The 16,553-nt window shown below is 61.5% G+C and carries 13 protein-coding genes; 9 read left to right on the top strand and 4 right to left on the bottom strand.

Annotated elements, in window-relative coordinates; translation table 11 throughout:
• Positions 1 to 68: 68 nt before the first annotated feature.
• The 6 genes from dadA (at position 69) to PSH80_RS26230 (ending at position 6,158) form a co-directional block, all read left to right on the top strand.
• Positions 69 to 1,370 (top strand): D-amino acid dehydrogenase, encoded by a 1,302-nt coding sequence (gene dadA, locus PSH80_RS26255; protein ID WP_029289774.1) that lies wholly within the window; start codon positions 69 to 71, stop codon positions 1,368 to 1,370.
• The gene (locus tag PSH80_RS26250) at positions 1,342 to 1,695 is read left to right on the top strand and encodes a RidA family protein (protein WP_057960992.1); all 354 of its coding nucleotides are present in this window, start codon (positions 1,342 to 1,344) and stop codon (positions 1,693 to 1,695) included. Before dadA ends, PSH80_RS26250 begins: the two co-directional genes overlap by 29 nt.
• Before the next feature lie 77 nt (positions 1,696 to 1,772).
• A complete protein-coding gene (gene alr, locus PSH80_RS26245) occupies positions 1,773 to 2,846 on the top strand; it encodes an alanine racemase (RefSeq protein ID WP_057960991.1) in 1,074 nt (357 codons plus the stop codon).
• A 116-nt stretch (positions 2,847 to 2,962) separates the two neighbouring features.
• Positions 2,963 to 3,511 carry a cupin domain-containing protein gene (locus PSH80_RS26240; protein WP_029289768.1) on the top strand — a complete coding sequence of 183 codons (549 nt, stop codon included), beginning with the start codon at positions 2,963 to 2,965 and terminating at the stop codon, positions 3,509 to 3,511.
• Positions 3,512 to 3,692: 181 nt separating this feature from the next.
• Positions 3,693 to 4,103 (top strand): cytochrome c5 family protein, encoded by a 411-nt coding sequence (locus PSH80_RS26235; RefSeq protein WP_057960990.1) that lies wholly within the window; start codon positions 3,693 to 3,695, stop codon positions 4,101 to 4,103.
• A 132-nt stretch (positions 4,104 to 4,235) separates the two neighbouring features.
• Positions 4,236 to 6,158 carry an acetyl-CoA hydrolase/transferase C-terminal domain-containing protein gene (locus PSH80_RS26230; RefSeq protein ID WP_057960989.1) on the top strand — a complete coding sequence of 641 codons (1,923 nt, stop codon included), beginning with the start codon at positions 4,236 to 4,238 and terminating at the stop codon, positions 6,156 to 6,158.
• 130 nt (positions 6,159 to 6,288) lie between these two features.
• Here the strand turns inward: PSH80_RS26230 and PSH80_RS26225 are convergent, their stop codons facing one another.
• Both PSH80_RS26225 and rep read right to left on the bottom strand, forming a co-directional pair.
• Positions 6,289 to 6,861 carry a xanthine phosphoribosyltransferase gene (locus PSH80_RS26225; RefSeq protein WP_029289761.1) on the bottom strand — a complete coding sequence of 191 codons (573 nt, stop codon included), beginning with the start codon at positions 6,859 to 6,861 and terminating at the stop codon, positions 6,289 to 6,291.
• Between the two features lie 57 nt (positions 6,862 to 6,918).
• The gene (rep, locus tag PSH80_RS26220; protein WP_057440498.1) at positions 6,919 to 8,928 is read right to left on the bottom strand and encodes a DNA helicase Rep; all 2,010 of its coding nucleotides are present in this window, start codon (positions 8,926 to 8,928) and stop codon (positions 6,919 to 6,921) included.
• A 268-nt stretch (positions 8,929 to 9,196) separates the two neighbouring features.
• On the opposite strand from rep, the gene PSH80_RS26215 reads away from it, so the two are divergent.
• The gene (locus PSH80_RS26215; RefSeq protein ID WP_057960988.1) at positions 9,197 to 10,870 is read left to right on the top strand and encodes a bifunctional diguanylate cyclase/phosphodiesterase; all 1,674 of its coding nucleotides are present in this window, start codon (positions 9,197 to 9,199) and stop codon (positions 10,868 to 10,870) included.
• 65 nt (positions 10,871 to 10,935) lie between these two features.
• Here PSH80_RS26215 and PSH80_RS26210 read toward each other — a convergent pair whose 3' ends face one another.
• Positions 10,936 to 12,330 (bottom strand): NorM family multidrug efflux MATE transporter, encoded by a 1,395-nt coding sequence (locus PSH80_RS26210; protein ID WP_057440496.1) that lies wholly within the window; start codon positions 12,328 to 12,330, stop codon positions 10,936 to 10,938.
• Between the two features lie 152 nt (positions 12,331 to 12,482).
• Between PSH80_RS26210 and PSH80_RS26205 the strand changes: the two genes are divergently transcribed.
• A complete protein-coding gene (locus PSH80_RS26205) occupies positions 12,483 to 13,403 on the top strand; it encodes a LysR substrate-binding domain-containing protein (RefSeq protein WP_057960987.1) in 921 nt (306 codons plus the stop codon).
• A gap of 189 nt (positions 13,404 to 13,592) precedes the next feature.
• Positions 13,593 to 15,569 carry a methyl-accepting chemotaxis protein gene (locus PSH80_RS26200; protein WP_305418678.1) on the top strand — a complete coding sequence of 659 codons (1,977 nt, stop codon included), beginning with the start codon at positions 13,593 to 13,595 and terminating at the stop codon, positions 15,567 to 15,569.
• 6 nt (positions 15,570 to 15,575) lie between these two features.
• Here PSH80_RS26200 and PSH80_RS26195 read toward each other — a convergent pair whose 3' ends face one another.
• Positions 15,576 to 16,487, bottom strand: coding sequence for an ABC transporter six-transmembrane domain-containing protein (locus PSH80_RS26195; RefSeq protein ID WP_057960985.1), 912 nt, complete (start codon positions 16,485 to 16,487; stop codon positions 15,576 to 15,578).
• Positions 16,488 to 16,553 lie beyond the last annotated feature (66 nt).

Raw genomic sequence — 16,553 nt, 5'->3', positions numbered from 1 at the left:
TTTATACTGCTCACATCTTTGTGCCGAACAACAAACGTCAGCGGTCAAGCCGTGATGAGGATATAAAAATGCGGGTTTTGGTCTTGGGTAGCGGTGTCATTGGTGTGGCCAGTGCCTACTATTTGGCGCGTGCCGGTTTTGAGGTGGTCGTGGTCGACCGCCAGCCGGCCGTTGCAATGGAGACCAGCTTCGCCAACGCCGGCCAGGTCTCGCCCGGCTATGCATCGCCGTGGGCCGCGCCGGGTGTGCCGCTCAAGGCCATCAAGTGGTTGCTGCAGCGCCATGCGCCGCTGGCGATCAAGGCCACGGCCGATATCGACCAATACCTGTGGATGGCGCAGATGCTGCGCAACTGCACGGCCAACCGTTATGCCGTGAACAAAGAGCGCATGGTGCGCCTGTCCGAGTACAGCCGCGACTGCCTCGATGAGCTGCGCGCCGAAACCGGCATTGCCTACGAAGGGCGCAGCCTGGGGACTACCCAATTGTTCCGCACCCAGGCGCAACTGGATGGCGCGGCCAAGGATATCGCCGTGCTGAAAGAGTCCGGCGTGCCGTTCGAGCTGCTTGACCGCGCCGGCATTGCCCGCGTCGAGCCGGCCCTGGCCAGCGTCACGGATATCCTCGCCGGTGCCTTGCGCCTGCCCAATGACCAGACCGGCGACTGCCAGATGTTCACCACCCGCCTGGCCGACATGTGCAAGCAGTTGGGGGTGGAATTCCGTTTTGAGCAGGACATTCAACGCCTGGACCACGCCGGTGATCGCATCAACGGCGTGTGGATCGACGGCAAGCTGGAAACCGCCGACCGCTACGTGCTGGCCCTGGGCAGTTACTCGCCGCAGTTGCTCAAGCCACTGGGGATCAAGGCGCCGGTGTATCCGCTCAAGGGTTACTCCCTGACCGTGCCGATCACCAACCCGGCGATGGCCCCGACTTCGACTATTCTCGACGAAACCTACAAGGTTGCGATCACCCGTTTCGACAACCGCATCCGCGTCGGTGGCATGGCTGAAATAGCCGGTTTTGACCTGTCGCTGAACCCGCGCCGGCGCGAAACCCTGGAGATGATCGTCAACGACCTTTATCCTCAGGGCGGTGATTTGAGCGAAGCGACGTTCTGGACCGGCCTGCGCCCGACCACCCCGGACGGTACGCCGATCGTCGGCGCCACGCCTTTCAAAAACCTGTTCTTGAATACTGGCCACGGCACCCTCGGCTGGACCATGGCCTGTGGCTCTGGTCGCCTGCTGGCGGACCTGATGGCGAAGAAAACCCCGCAGATCAGTGCCGCTGGCCTTGATATTTCCCGTTACGGCAACCCTCAGGAGTCCACAAAACATGTCAATCCAGCGCCAGCTCACCAATGAGCGCATGAGCCAGATCGTTGTCCACAGCGGTACCGTGTATCTGGCAGGGCAAGTCGGCGACGACATGAGTGCCGGGATTGAACAGCAGACTCGTGAAACCCTGGCCAATATCGAGCGTTTGCTGGATTTGGCCGGTACCGATAAAACCAAGTTGCTGTCGGTGACGATCTACCTCAAAGACATCGACGCCGACTTTGCCGGCATGAACGCGGTTTGGGACAAGTGGCTGCCAAAAGGCGCGGCCCCGGCCCGTGCCACGGTCGAGTCGAAACTGTGTGAGCCAGAAATCCTGGTCGAGCTGTCTGTCGTGGCCGCTCTGCCTTAAACGATCCCTCTTGCGGTGCCGGCGCTATTGGCCGGTACCGGTTTTTTCTTCCCACCGCCGCCTAGAAGCCTGCCGCCATGCGTCCTGCCCGTGCCCTGATCGACCTACAAGCCCTGCGCCACAACTACCAATTGGCCCGCGAACTGACCGGGGCCAAGGCCCTTGCCGTGATCAAGGCCGACGCCTATGGCCATGGTGCCGTGCGCGTGGCCCAGGCCCTGGAAGACCAGGCCGACGGTTTTGCCGTGGCCTGTATCGAGGAGGCGCTGGAGCTGCGCGCCGCCGCAATTCGTGGGCCGATGTTGTTGCTCGAAGGGTTCTTCGAGGCCGACGAACTGCCGCTGATCATTGAGCATGACTTGTGGTGCGTGGTGCATTCGCTGTGGCAACTGGAGGCGATTGAACAGGCGCGCCTGAGCAAGCCGCTGACGGTGTGGTTGAAGCTGGATTCGGGCATGCACCGGGTTGGTTTGCATCCCAAGGATTATCACGACGCCTACCAGCGCCTGCTGGCCAGTGGCAAAGTGGCCAAGATCGTGTTGATGAGCCACTTCGCTCGCGCCGATGAACTGGACTGCACAAGCAGCGATGAGCAGGTCGCGGTATTCGATGCGGCGCGCCAGGGCCTGGCGGCCCAGGTCAGCCTGCGCAACTCGCCGTCGGTAATGGGTTGGCCGGGCGTCTCCAGTGATTGGGTGCGGCCCGGCATCATGCTCTACGGCGCAACGCCCTTTGGCGAAGACCAGGCGGTTGCCGCGCGTTTGCAGCCGGTGATGACCCTGGAATCGAAAGTCATCTGCGTGCGCGAACTGCCGGCGGGCGAGCCCGTGGGTTATGGCGCACGGTTCGTGACGCCCAAGCCGATGCGTATCGGCGTGGTTGCCATGGGCTATGCCGATGGTTATCCGCGCCACGCGCCGACCGGTACGCCGGTGCTGGTCGCCGGCCAGCGCAGCCAGTTGCTGGGGCGGGTGTCGATGGACATGCTGTGTGTCGACCTGACCGATGTGCCCGAGGCCGGCCTGGGCTCGACCGTCGAGTTGTGGGGCAAAAACATCCTCGCCAGCGATGTGGCGACCGCCGCTGACACCATTCCCTACCAGATTTTTTGCAACCTGCGCCGAGTGCCACGGCTCTATTCCGGCGCCTAGCTGCCGGACGCCGAAGACGTCCAGCGGGATTCAGACCAAAGTGTTGTAAATACTGAACGCTGTCGCCATGATAACGCTCAATTACAACAAAGCCTGAATCCTAGGAGGCTCCTGCATTGGACGTCGGCGAACGACTGCAATCCATCCGTAAACTGAAAGGTCTTTCCCAGCGTGAACTCGCCAAACGTGCGGGCGTCACCAACAGCACCATTTCGATGATCGAGAAAAACAGTGTCAGCCCTTCCATCAGCTCCTTGCGCAAGGTGCTGGGCGGCATCCCCATGTCGATGGTCGAATTCTTTTCCGAGGAGATCCTCCAGGAAAAACCGACCCAGATCGTCTATAAAGCCAATGAGCTGATCGACATTTCCGATGGTGCGGTGACCATGAAGCTGGTGGGCCGTGCGCATCCCAGCCGGGCGATTGCGTTTCTCAACGAAATCTACCCGCCAGGCGCCGATACGGGCGAGGAAATGCTGACCCATGATGGCGAGGAAACCGGGATTCTGTTGGAAGGTCGTCTGGAATTGGTCGTGGGCGTCGAAACTTTTGTGCTCGAAGCCGGCGATAGCTACTACTTTGAAAGCACCAAGCCGCACCGTTTTCGCAATCCGTTCGATGTGCCGGCGCGACTAATCAGCGCAGCCACACCCGCGAACTTTTAACCGAAGAGGCGCCCTGCCTACCTTGCAGAGGTGCCCGTAGTTGTATTTCGCCATACTGAATCCCCCCTTGGATAATAGGGTTGTTTCAGTGAGGCGGCCTAACCGTTATACTTTCGCCGCCTGCGAAACCGTGGCCGCAGGCGTGAATAGCCACCATGAGGGTGAACGCGTGAACCTAATTATGAAAATGCTGGCTGTACCAGCAACCGTACTGGCCCTTTGGGCTGCCAGCGCTCAAGCTGCGACCAATGATGATATTGCCAAGCGTCTTGAACCCGTCGGGAAGGTCTGTATTCAGGGCGAAGAATGCAAGGGGATGGAAGTCGCTGTGACAGCAGGCGGCGGCGCGAAAACGCCGGACGAGATCATCGCCAAACACTGTACTGCTTGCCACAGCACTGGCCTGTTGGGCGCACCGAAAATCGGTGACACTGCTGCCTGGAAAGAGCGCGCCGACCACCAGGGCGGCCTTGATGGCATCCTGGCCAAGGCCATCACCGGTATCAACGCCATGCCGCCTAAAGGAACCTGCGCCGATTGCTCGGATGCTGACCTCAAGGGTGCGATCGAGAAGATGTCTGGTTTGAAATAAACCGATCTTCGCCAAAAAGCCGCTGACCAGCGGCTTTTTTGTGGGCGCAATTTGGCGGCCAAGGCTGTTCATTGCAGCAAAGACCCGGCAAGCTCGGTCCAACCCCTAATCATGGAATGTCAGGAGGGTCGGATGGTGCAGTTGTGTTCAATCGAGCAAGCGGTCGATGACGTACTGGAGCGCTTGCCTGCGCATATCCACATGGGTATGCCGCTGGGCCTGGGCAAGGCGAATCTGTTTGCCAATGCCTTGTACCGGCGCATCGCCAAGCTGCCTGAGCGGGCGCTGACGATTTACACCGCGCTGAGCCTGGGTCGCCCGCCGTTGGGCGATGGCTTGCAGAAGCGTTTTCTGGAGCCGTTTATCGAGCGGGTGTTCGGCGATTATCCTGAGCTGGACTTCCTCGCCGCCCTGCGCAAGGACAGCCTGCCGGCCAATATTCACGTGCAGCAGTTTTTTATGCAGCCCGGCAGCCTGCTGCATAGCACCTCGGCCCAGCAGGATTACGTCAGCAGCAACTACAGCCATGCCGCCCGCGATATCAACGCTGCCGGCCTGAACCTGATCGCGCAGTTGGTGGCCAGCAGCAGTGAGCACCCGGATCGCCTGAGCCTGAGCTGCAACCCCGATATCACCCTCGACCTGTTACCGATGATCGCCAAGCGCCGCGCGGCAGGCGAGACCATCCTGGTGGTGGGCCAGGTGCATGATGATTTGCCCTACATGCCCGGTGATGCCGAGCTGGGCATGGATCAGTTCGACTTCCTGATCGACGAAAAAGACCGCACCACGCTGTTTTCCACGCCGAACATGCCAGTGGGTTTGCAGGACCACTTCATTGGTTTGCACGCCAGTACCCTGGTACGCGATGGCGGCACCCTGCAGATCGGTATCGGTTCGATGGGCGACGCCCTGACTGCCGCATTGCTGGCGCGTCAGGCCGATAACGAAGGCTACCGGCAGTTGCTCACCGACCTGGATGTGTACCAATGGGCGCCGCTGATCAGCCGCGAGGGCGGGGTCGAGCCGTTTGCCCGGGGCCTCTATGGCTGCAGCGAAATGTTCGTCAATGGCCTGCTGGTGCTGGCCGACGCCGGCATTGTGCGGCGCAAGGTGTACCCCGATGTGGCGACGCAGCAGCAGGCCAATGCGGGTCTGCTGGACGACGCGGCACAACCGGATGGCGTGTCGATCCACGGTGGCTTCTTCCTCGGCCCCCGCAGTTTTTACCAGCGCTTGCAGGAAATGACCCACGCCAAGCGCCTGGAATTCAACATGACCCGCATCAGCTATATCAACGAGCTGTACGGGCAGGAAGAACTCAAGCGTTTACAGCGCCTGGATGCGCGGTTTATCAACAGCGCCATCATGGTCACGTTGCTGGGCGCCGGTGTTGCCGACCAACTGGAAGACGGCCGCGTGCTCAGTGGCGTGGGTGGGCAATACAACTTTGTGGCCCAGGGCCATGCGCTGGAGGGCGCGCGCTCGATCCTGATCCTGCGCAGCTGGCGTGAAGCGGGCGGTGATGTCAGCTCCAATATCGTCTGGGAATATGGCCATTGCACGATTCCCCGGCACCTGCGCGATATTGTCATCACTGAATACGGCATCGCCGACCTGCGTGGCCAGACCGACGCCAAGGTGATCGAGGCGCTGCTCAATATCACCGACTCACGCTTCCAGGCGGGCTTGATCGAGCAGGCGCAAAAAGCCGGCAAGTTGCCCAAGGACTTTCAGCTCGACCCGCGCTTCGCCGACAACACGCCGGAGCGTTTGCAGGCGGTGCAGGCACGGCATTCAAGGCTGTTCCCGGAGTACCCGCTGGGCAGTGACTTCACCGATGAAGAACGGGATTTGTTGCGCGCGTTGAACTGGCTCAAGAGCAAATTCAAGCTGACGGAGATTCTGGAGTTGGGCAAAGCGGCGCTGGATGCGCCTGAGCCTGAGGCGTTTCCCGAGCACTTGGTGCGGATGCGCCTGGATAACCCGGAGGGGTTTAAAGAGGATTTGTATCAGCGCCTATTGCTTGCTGGCCTTAAGGCCACCGCACACTAACGGCCACCACAAACCAAATGTGGGAGCGGGCGTGCTCGCGATAGCAATGGATCAGCCACTCGTGAGTTGACTGACAGACCGCTATCGCGAGCAAGCCCGCTCCCACATTTTTAAGCGTGCCCGCTCAGGATTAATCGATGAAGGTCACGACGCCACCGGCCAGGGACTTGACCCGCGCCAGCGACTCAACCCGGTAACCCTGGGCATCCAGCTCAGCACGCCCACCCTGGAACGACTTCTCGATCACAATCCCCAGGCCCGCCACGGTGGCGCCGGCCTGTTTGATGATCGAAATCAGCGCCTGGGACGCCTTGCCGTTGGCCAGGAAGTCGTCGATCACCAGCACGCGGTCGCTGCTGGTCAGGTGGCGTGGGGAGATTGCCACGGTGCTTTCGACTTTCTTGGTGAAGGAATACACCGTCGCCGACAGCAGGTTTTCCGTCAGGGTCAGGGACTGCTGCTTGCGGGCGAAGATCACCGGTACGCCCAGGTTCAGGCCGGTCATGATCGCTGGCGCGATGCCTGAGGCTTCGATGGTGACGATCTTGGTGATCCCCGAATCCTTGAACAGCGCGGCGAATTCGTCGCCGATCAGTTTCATCAGCGCCGGGTCGATCTGATGGTTCAGAAAGGCGTCGACCTTGAGTACCTGGTCGGAAAGCACGATGCCTTCTTCGCGAATTTTCTTGTGCAGTGCTTCCACAAAAGCTTCCTCTGGTGGCGCAAGGGGCGCCGAAAGTAGATTAAAAAGTAGTCGATTCTAGCGCTTTAGCATCGCGCGTATATCCGCCAGGGCGGTGTTGCCGCGTACCGCCTTGACTTCAGTTGGGGTGTCGTCGTTGCCTTCCCAGGCCAGGTCGTCCGGTGGTAGCTCATCGAGGAACCGGCTTGGGGCGCAGTCGATGATTTCGCCGTATTGCTTGCGCTTGGCCGCAAAGGTGAAGGCCAGGGTCTGACGTGCGCGGGTAATGCCCACGTAGGCCAGGCGCCGTTCTTCCTCGATGGTGTCGGCTTCGATACTGGAGCGGTGTGGGAGGATTTCCTCTTCCATGCCCATGATGAACACGTAGGGGAATTCCAGGCCCTTGGACGCATGCAAGGTCATCATTTGCACACCTTCGGCGCCGTCTTCCTCTTCCTGCTGGCGCTCGAGCATGTCGCGCAGCACCAGCTTGCCGATGGCGTCTTCGACGGTCATTTCGCCGTCTTCGTCTTTTTCCAGGGTGTTCTTCAGCGCCTCGATCAGAAACCAGACGTTGCCCATGCGGTAGTCCGCGGCCTTGTCGCTGGAGCTGTTGGTGCGCAGCCAGTTTTCATAGTCGATATCCATGACCATGCTGCGCAGGGCGCTGATCGGGTCTTCGCCGGCGCATTGCTCGCGCACCCTGTCCATAAAACGCTTGAAGCGCGACAGGCGATCGGTGAAGCGCGTGTCCAGGTGTTCGCCCAGGCCGATTTCGTCGGTGGCGGCGTACATCGAGATCTTGCGTTCGGTGGCGTAGTTACCGAGTTTTTCCAGGGTGGTGGAGCCGATTTCCCGGCGCGGCACGTTGATCACGCGCAGGAAGGCGTTGTCGTCATCCGGGTTCACGATCAGCCGGAAGTAGGCCATCAGATCCTTTACTTCCTGGCGTCCGAAAAAGCTGTTGCCGCCGGACAGACGATACGGCACCTGATGGTGCTGCAACTTCAGCTCGATCAGCTTGGCCTGGTAGTTGCCGCGATAGAGGATCGCAAAGTCGCTGTAGGGCCGGTCGGTGCGCAGGTGCAGGCTGAGGATTTCCACGGCCACGCGTTCGGCTTCGGCGTCTTCGTTGCGGCAGCGGATCACGCGAATCTCATCGCCGTGGCCCATCTCGCTCCACAGCTGTTTTTCGAATTCGTGGGGGTTGTTCGAGATCAGCACGTTGGCGCAACGCAGGATGCGGCTGGTGGAGCGGTAGTTCTGCTCCAGCATCACCACTTTCAGGGACGGGTAGTCGTCCTTGAGCAGCATCAGGTTTTCCGGGCGCGCACCGCGCCAGGCGTAGATCGACTGGTCATCGTCGCCGACCACGGTGAACTGGTTGCGCGTGCCGATCAGCAGTTTCACCAGCAGGTATTGGCTGGCGTTGGTGTCCTGGTATTCGTCCACCAGCAGGTAGCGCACCTTGTTCTGCCACTTTTCGAGGATATCGGCGTGTTCCTGGAACAGCTTCACTGGCAGCAGGATCAGGTCGTCGAAGTCCACCGCGTTGAACGCCTTGAGCGTGCGTTGGTAGTGGGTGTAGACGATGGCGGCAGTCTGTTCCTTGGGGTTGCGCGCGTTTTCCAGGGCCTCGGGCGGCAGGATCAGGTCGTTTTTCCACGAGCCGATCATGTTCTTGATCTCGTCGACCCCGTCGTCGCCCGCGTATTCCTTCTGCATGATGTCGGTCATCAGGGCCTTGACGTCGGTCTCGTCGAAGATCGAGAAGCCCGGCTTGTAGCCCAGCCGCACATGCTCCTTGCGGATGATGTTCAGCCCCAGGTTGTGGAAGGTACACACAGTGAGGCCACGGCCTTCGCCACCCTTGAGCAGGGTGCCGACGCGCTCTTTCATTTCCCGCGCCGCCTTGTTGGTAAAGGTCATGGCGACGATGTACTGGGCACGGATGCCGCAGTTCTGGATCAGGTGCGCGATCTTGCGGGTGATCACGCTGGTCTTGCCGGAGCCAGCACCGGCGAGCACCAATAGAGGGCCGCCGACGTAGTTCACGGCTTCTTGCTGCCGGGGATTGAGTCGGGACATACAGGGTTTTGGGAGTCTTTGAGCGAAAAGGGCGGGCATTTTAACAGGCTGGCAAGATTCTGCCGCCTCTGAACGACAGTGTGACGTACCACTCGATCTAAATTTGCCGGTTTTGTTACTTTGCCGCAGGATGTGCGGTGTTTTTGGGTCTATTGTTCGATCTAGACCTGCACTGCGCGTATTTGATAACCAATATCATTGGTCATTATCAGGCTGCGCGTCATAATGCCCGCCGCCAACGAATTTTTGCAAAGTCTAGGGAGCTAGCTTGTCTACGCCTGTCGAACCCTTGCGTTTGCTGCTACTGGCCGATGAGCCAGCGTGGGCAGCGTTGTTGCGCGAGTGCCTGGCGCCGATGGGCGATGGGGCTGTGCTGGTCAGTGCGCCAAGCTGGGAGTCGGTGAGCAGCCTGTTCGACGACGACCGCACGGCTGTCTTGCTCACCACCCCGGGTCTGCAACCTGGCCCTGGCCGTTGTAACCTGCCCACCGTAATGCTGCTGGAGCAGGAACCGCTGGTTGCACCGTTGGGCGCCAGCGATTGGTTGATCCGTGGCGCGTTTGATGTGGATACGCTGCGCCGCTGCCTGCGCCATGTGCGCGAACGCGGCTTGCTGGAAAACACCCTGCAACGCCTGGCCGCACAAGACCCCTTGACCGGCATCGCCAACCGCCAGGGTTTCCAGACCCTGCTGGCCGCGCGCCTGGCGGAAAACGACGGGCGTGGCCTGGCCCTCGGCCACCTGGACCTGGACAACTTCCGCCATGCCAACGATGCCCTCGGCCATCAGGCGGGCGACCGGCTGATCCTGCAAGTGGTCTCGCGGCTCAAGAGCCAACTGGAGGTCGGCGACCAACTGGCGCGCCTGGGCAGTGATGAATTTGCCTTGTTGATCGACACCCGCCGTGCGCCGCAACGCGCCGAGTGGATGGCCGAGCGCATCACCGAGGCCATGGCCGAACCTTACTGGGTCGATGGCGAGAGCCTGCTGATCGGTTGCAGCCTCGGTGTGGCCCATGCCCGCGCCAAGGCCGGCGCCGACCCGTTGATGTGGCACGCGCATATCGCCATGCAACAGGCCAAGAGCACCCAGGGCTGCACCTTTCATATCTTCAATGAACGCATCAACCGCAATGCCCGTAGCCTCGCCGACCTGGAAAGCGAACTGCGCCGGGCGCTGCGCCGTGACGAACTGGAACTGCATTACCAGCCGCGGCTGGACCTGGACGATGGGCATATCGTCGGCCTCGAAGCCCTGGTGCGCTGGCGCCACGGTGAACGTGGCTTGCTGCCGCCGAGCGAGTTCGTGCCGCTGGCCGAGCAGAGCGGCCTGATCGTGCCGTTGGGCTACTGGGTGATTTCCCGGGCCCTGCGCGATATGCAGGACCTGCGCGAGCGCGGCCTGCCGCCGTTGCACATGGCGGTCAACCTGTCGTTCCGTCAGTTTCAGGACAGCCAGTTGCTCTCGACCCTGAGCCGTTTGATTGCCGAGCGTGGGGTGGAGGCGCAATGGCTCGAATTCGAGCTTACTGAAACCGCCGTGATGCGCCGCAGCGACCTGGTCAAGCAGACCATGGATGCCTTGGGCCGCCTGGGTGTGCGCTTCTCCCTGGATGACTTTGGCACCGGGTTCTCGTCCTTCGTGCACCTCAACAGCCTGCCGATTGCCTTGCTCAAGATCGACAAGAGCTTTGTCGGCGGTATGGAAGAGCGCGAAGAAAACCGCAAGCTGGTGCACGCCATGATCAACCTGGCCCACAACCTCAACCTGGAAGTGGTGGCCGAAGGCGTGGAAACCCCGGAGCAACTGGCGTTGTTGCGCTTGTTCGGCTGCGACCAGGCCCAGGGTTACCTGATCAGCAAGCCGTTGCCGCTGGCGGAATTGGTGGAATACCTGACGTTTGGCAGCAGCCAGCAGGCGTTGTTGGGCGATGTGATCTAGCCCTGTAAACCAATCAAAAAGGTGGGGGCTGGCAAGCCAGCTCCCACACTGACCGAGTACATCCTTCAGTTAGGCTGTGGGACCGCATCGACTTGCGGCTCCTGGGCAATCATCCGCTTCATCTTCGCCTCAAACGCCCAGGTCAGGGTAATCGCCGCACAGGCAAGCCCCAGCGCCAGACCCCACCACACGCCGGTCGGGCCCCAGTCCAAGGTAAACGCCATCAACCAGGCCGCCGGTGCGCCAATCAACCAGTAACAACCCAGGCCGACGAGGAACGTGGTCTTGGCATCCTTGAGCCCTCGGATGCAACCCATGGCGATGGTCTGCACGCCGTCGAACAGCTCGAACCACGCCGCCACGGCCAACAGGCTGACCGCCAGGCTGATCACTTGGGCGAAGGCCGGGTCGTCATGGTCGAGGAACAGGCCGATCAGCGGGTCTGAAAACAGCCAGAACACCATGGCAAACCCCAGCATCACGCTCGCGCCGAAGGCGATACCCACGCGTCCGGCCAGCCGTGCATCGAGCAGTTGCCCGCCGCCATAGTGCAAGCCGATGCGCATGGTGACGGCATAGGACATGCCCGCCGGCACCATGAACGCCACCGAGACGATTTGCAGGGCAATCTGGTGGGCCGCCAACTGCGTACTGCCCATGGTGCCCATGCACAGCGCCGCAAAGGCGAACAAGCCGACTTCCACCGCATAGGTACCGCCAATCGGCAGGCCCAGGCGCCACAGCTCGCGCAAGTAATGCAGGTTGGGCCGCAGCAGGCCCTTGCCCAGGGGGTAGGCCGCGTAGGCGCGGTTGTATTTGATGTACCACAACAGTGCCAGGGCCATGCAGTTGGCGACAATCGCCGTGACCAGGCCAATGCCCATCAGGCCCAGCTTGGGCAGGCCGAACATGCCTTCGATCAACGCATGGTTGAGCAGGTAGTTGAGCACCGTGCCGCACAGGCTGATCACCATCACCGGCGTGGCTTTGCCGATGGCGCTGGTGAAGCCGCGCAGGGCCATGAACGTCAGGTAGCCGGGCAGGGCGAACGGCAGGATCATCAGGAATTGCCCGGCCGACTGCACGTTGGTTTCGGTCTGGCCGAACATCAGCAGCACCGGCTTGAGGTTCCACAGCAGCAGGCCGGCCACCAGGGCCATCAGCCAGGCCAGCCACAGGCCGGCCTGGGTCAGGCGGGTGGCGCCCTCGATGTCGCCGGCGCCCTGGCGAATGGCGACCAGGGTGCCCACGGCGGCAATCACGCCGATGCAAAAGATCGACACAAACGAATAGCTTGCCGCACCCAGCCCGCCGCCGGCCAGGGCTTCGGGGCTGAGGCGGGCCATCATCAGGGTGTCGGTCAGCACCATCAACATGTGCGCCAACTGCGAGGCAATCAACGGCCCTGACAGCCGCAGAATGGCCCAGAGTTCGGTACGCGCCGGATGCTGCATGATCATCACGCTCAATAATTGCACAAGGGGTAGAAGGGTTGATTCTCGGCGCTCTCAGCGCTTTGCACAAAGGGATAAATGCGATCATTCGCATGATTAAAACTCATGCCAGGATGAATCTGGTAGGGTTTCGGAATCGTGCCGTCGGAGTTTTCCTCATGTCTCGTCGCCTGCCTCCGCTTTATGCCTTGCGTGCATTTGAAGCCGCCTCACGGCATAACTCCTTCACCCGTGCGGCCGAAGAACTGTCCATCACCCAAAGTGCAGTCAGCCGGCATATCCGCACCCTGGAGGAGCATTTCGCCTGCCGCCTGTTCCAGCGCAGCGGGCGCACCTTGCAGTTGACCGAGTCGGCGCGCCTGCTGCTGCCTGGGGTGCGCGAGGGCTTCGCCGCCCTGGAGCGCGCCTGCCATACCTTGAATGCCGAAGATGACATCCTGCGCATGAAGGCCCCGTCGACCCTGACCATGCGCTGGTTGCTGGCGCGCCTGAGCCGGTTCCGGCACTTGCAGCCGGGCAACGAGGTGCAGTTGACCAGCGCCTGGATGAGCATCGACGAAGTGGATTTCAATCAGGAACCGTTCGACTGCGCGGTCTTGCTGAGTGACGGGCACTTTCCGGCGGACTGGGAAGCCAGCTACCTGTTTCCCGAACTGTTGATCCCGGTGGGCGCGCCGAACCTGCTCAATGACGGCCCCTGGGATGTGGAGCGCCTGGCCAGCGCTGAACTGCTGCACCCCACGCCGGATCGGCGTGATTGGCGCCGCTGGTTGCAGCGTACGGGGCTGGCGTCCCGCGTCGCCATCAAGGGCGGGCAGGTGTTCGATACGCTGGAGCTGGGGATGATTGCCGCTGCCCGGGGCTATGGCGTGTCCATGGGCGATCTGCTGATGGTCGCCGAGGATGTGGCCCAGGGGCGCTTGAGTTTGCCATGGCCGACTGCGGTGGCCAGCGGCGAAAGCTATTACCTGGTCTGGCCCAAGACCCGCCCCGGTGGTGAGCGCCTGCGCAGGCTGTCGGACTTCCTGCAAAGTGAAGTCCGGGCCATGGCCTTGCCGGCGGTGGAACAGCTCGAGTGAAACGATGCAGCGTCCTACACACGGTGCCTTTGAGTGATGCCCCTGTAATTTGCTCAAGTATTGATTGGGGCCGCCGAAGTAGGTGTGTCGGAGTCGCCATTAGTTGCGGCTCAGCGTGCCCCCAATCCAAGAAATTTGCCGATTAGCGCTATGAGATCAGGACGATCCGGGCCTCGGCCAGGAGCTGTCATGTCTCAACCCCGCGCCCGCATCGCTTCGCAGCTGGGCATTGCCTTGGCGGTCATATTGGCTATCGTGATCAGCGGCAGCACGGTATTTGCCCTGCGCTCCCTGGACTCGGCCAACCTGCTGACCCGGGAAGAACACCTGGCCAGCGAAGCGCGTTTGCTCGCCGACCAACTCAATACCTTCCACAGCACCCTGCGTGAGAGCACCCAGCGTTTGAGTGGGTTGTTTGAAAAGCGCTTCGGCGCCGGGTTGAGCGTACGTCCCGAGCAGATGGTGAGTGTGGCCGGGGTGCAGACCCCGGGCCTTTACCTGGGCACTGAAGTACTGAACAACAACTTCGACGAGGTCGATGAGTTCAAGCAGATGTCCGGCGGCGTGGCCACGGTGTTCGTGCGCAGCGGCGAAGACTTTGTCCGTATCAGCACCTCCCTGACCAAACAGGACGGCAACCGCGCCATCGGCACCGTGCTGGATCGCCAGGGGCCGGCCTACCAGCGCCTGCTCGCCGGGCAGAGCTACATCGGTCGCGCGGTGCTGTTCGAACGTTCCTACATGACCCAGTACAGCCCGGTACGTGATGCCAGCGGCCAGGTGATTGCGGTGTTGTTCATCGGTTTCGACTACACCGATGCGCAGAACGCCCAATTCGCCAACCTCAAGCGGTTCCGCATTGGCCAGACCGGCTCGCTGGCGCTGCTGGACGAGCAAAAACACTGGCTGGTGCCGCCTGCCGGCGTGCAGGCGTTGGAGCAGGCCGTTCCGGTGATCCTGGAGCTGGCGCAAAAGCCTGGCCAGGGGCGTTTCTGGAGTGACAAGGGCGAAGACTTCTACAGCGTTGCAGTGCCATTTGACGGCGGCCCGTGGTCGGTGGTGGCGAGCATGCCCAAGGCCGAGATCCGCGCGGTGACCTGGGCCGTGGGTATCCGCCTGGTGATCGGCAGCGTGCTGGCGATGCTGTTGGCGGTAGGCGCGGCGGTCTGGTTGCTACGCAGCAAATTGCAGCCCCTGGGCGACCTGGTGCGCCAGGCCGAAGCCCTGGGGGCCGGTGATTTGAGTGCGCGGCTGAATGTGTCCAGCCACGATGAAATCGGACAGCTGGCACGCAGCTTCAACCAGATGGGCGAGGCCTTGTCGACCATGGTCTCCCATATCCGCAAGGCGGCCGAAGAGGTCAACAGCCGCGCCCAGGCGCTGTCAGGTTTGTCGGGAGGCGCTTATGAGGGCATGGAGCAGCAATCCGGCGAGATCACCAGCATGGCCGGCGCGGTGGAAGAGTTCAGCGCCACTTCGCTGAACATTGCCGACAACATGGGCAATACCGAACGCATGGCCCAGGAAAATGCCCAGCAGACCCGCATTGGCCGCAACTCGATGCAGGAGGCGTCGTCGTCCCTGGAGCATATCGCCACGGCACTGAACAGCACGGCCAAGGTGATCAATACCCTGGGCCAACGTTCCCAGGAAATCGGCGGCATCGTCGGCGTGATTACCTCGATCGCCGAACAGACCAACCTGCTGGCACTCAACGCCGCCATCGAGGCGGCGCGGGCCGGGGAGCAGGGGCGTGGATTTGCCGTGGTCGCCGATGAGGTGCGCAACCTGGCCTCGCGTACCCGCCAGGCCACCGATGAGATTTCCGGGATGATCCAGAGCATCCAGCAGGAAACCGGCAATGCCATCAGCACCATGGAACAGGGCAATGTGCTGATGCAGGAAGGCTTGTCGCGCAACGCCGACGTGGCCTCGGCCCTGGCGCGCATCGACGAGCAAAGCCGCTCGGCGGGGCAGCAGTTTGCCGCGATTACCACAGCGACCCAGGAGCAAAGCAGCACCGCGACCTTGCTCAGCAGCAACCTGCAGAGCATTGCCCTGGCCAACAGTGAGCAGCGGGAAGTGGTCTCGAACCTGGCGATTACCGCCAGGGAGCTGGAGACGTTGGCGGCAGGGCTGCGGCAAGAGGTGGATCGGTTTCGGTAAGGCTGATCAATTCCCGAGTCCCGGATCCACCCGTTTGCCGATGTCCTTGAGCCGCGCCAGTTGATCAACCATCCCTGGCGCTTCGTCGAGGCTGCTGGCGAAGGTCCACAGGTACGTCATCACCGCATAGACATGGCCGGCCTTGACCGCTGGCGACAAGGCCAGTTGGCTGATCGCTACGATGAACAGTAGCGCTGCCAGCGCGCCGAGAAACAGGTAGGCGACGGCTTCGCGGTCCGACAGCCAGATACGCAGGCGTGACAGCAGTTGGTAATGGCGTCGCAACGTCTGGGCGCCAACCTTTTCCACCAGGCCAATCTCTTTCTCCAGGCGGTTATTCAACCGTTCGTGCAACTGCTCGTTACGGCGGGCAAAGCGCGGTAGCAGGATGATGCAAAGCAGCAGTGCCGCAAAGCAGGCCAGGCCCACCCAAGGTTCAATCACCAATAACATCGCGGCCGCGCCAACGATGGAGACCAAGGCTGTTGCGATCACCGGCACATGCTTTTCGAAGAAGTCGACAAAGTCCCGCGCCAGCACCACCCGTGCGGCGGCCTTGGACGTGCTGTGATTCTGTAGACGCTGGTTGAGAATCACAGGCACGGCAAGATCGGCGTAGATCCGCGTGAAGGTACGGGTATCCAACGCCCGGCGTGCGGCGCCGACCACCCAGAACGCCATCACCACGGCCGCATAGAACAGCGCACTGCTGGCATCGCCGCGCAGGATCGAGTCCACGGCGAAACCGGCAAACAGGGGATAGGCCAGCAGCAACGCGTTCTCCAGCGCAACCAACGACAGCGTGCAGAACAGCTTGCCGGGATAAGCCTTGGCGATTGCCTTGAGGGTTTGGCTGGCCGATTGCTGGCCGATTTTCTTGCTTTCTTCGATCAGGATCTGTGGCGTTGTGGATGGCATGGGTGCACCAAAGGAGTAATAGGCGCTACTATTGAGCGACTGCTCAAGTATCCTTGAGCAGTCGCT

It is taken from the genome of Pseudomonas sp. FP818 (genome assembly GCF_030687335.1).
Classification (GTDB): domain Bacteria; phylum Pseudomonadota; class Gammaproteobacteria; order Pseudomonadales; family Pseudomonadaceae; genus Aquipseudomonas; species Aquipseudomonas shahriarae.
The sequence above is the reverse complement of the archived record's forward strand: the minus strand, read 5'-3'. Positions and strand labels throughout refer to the sequence as shown.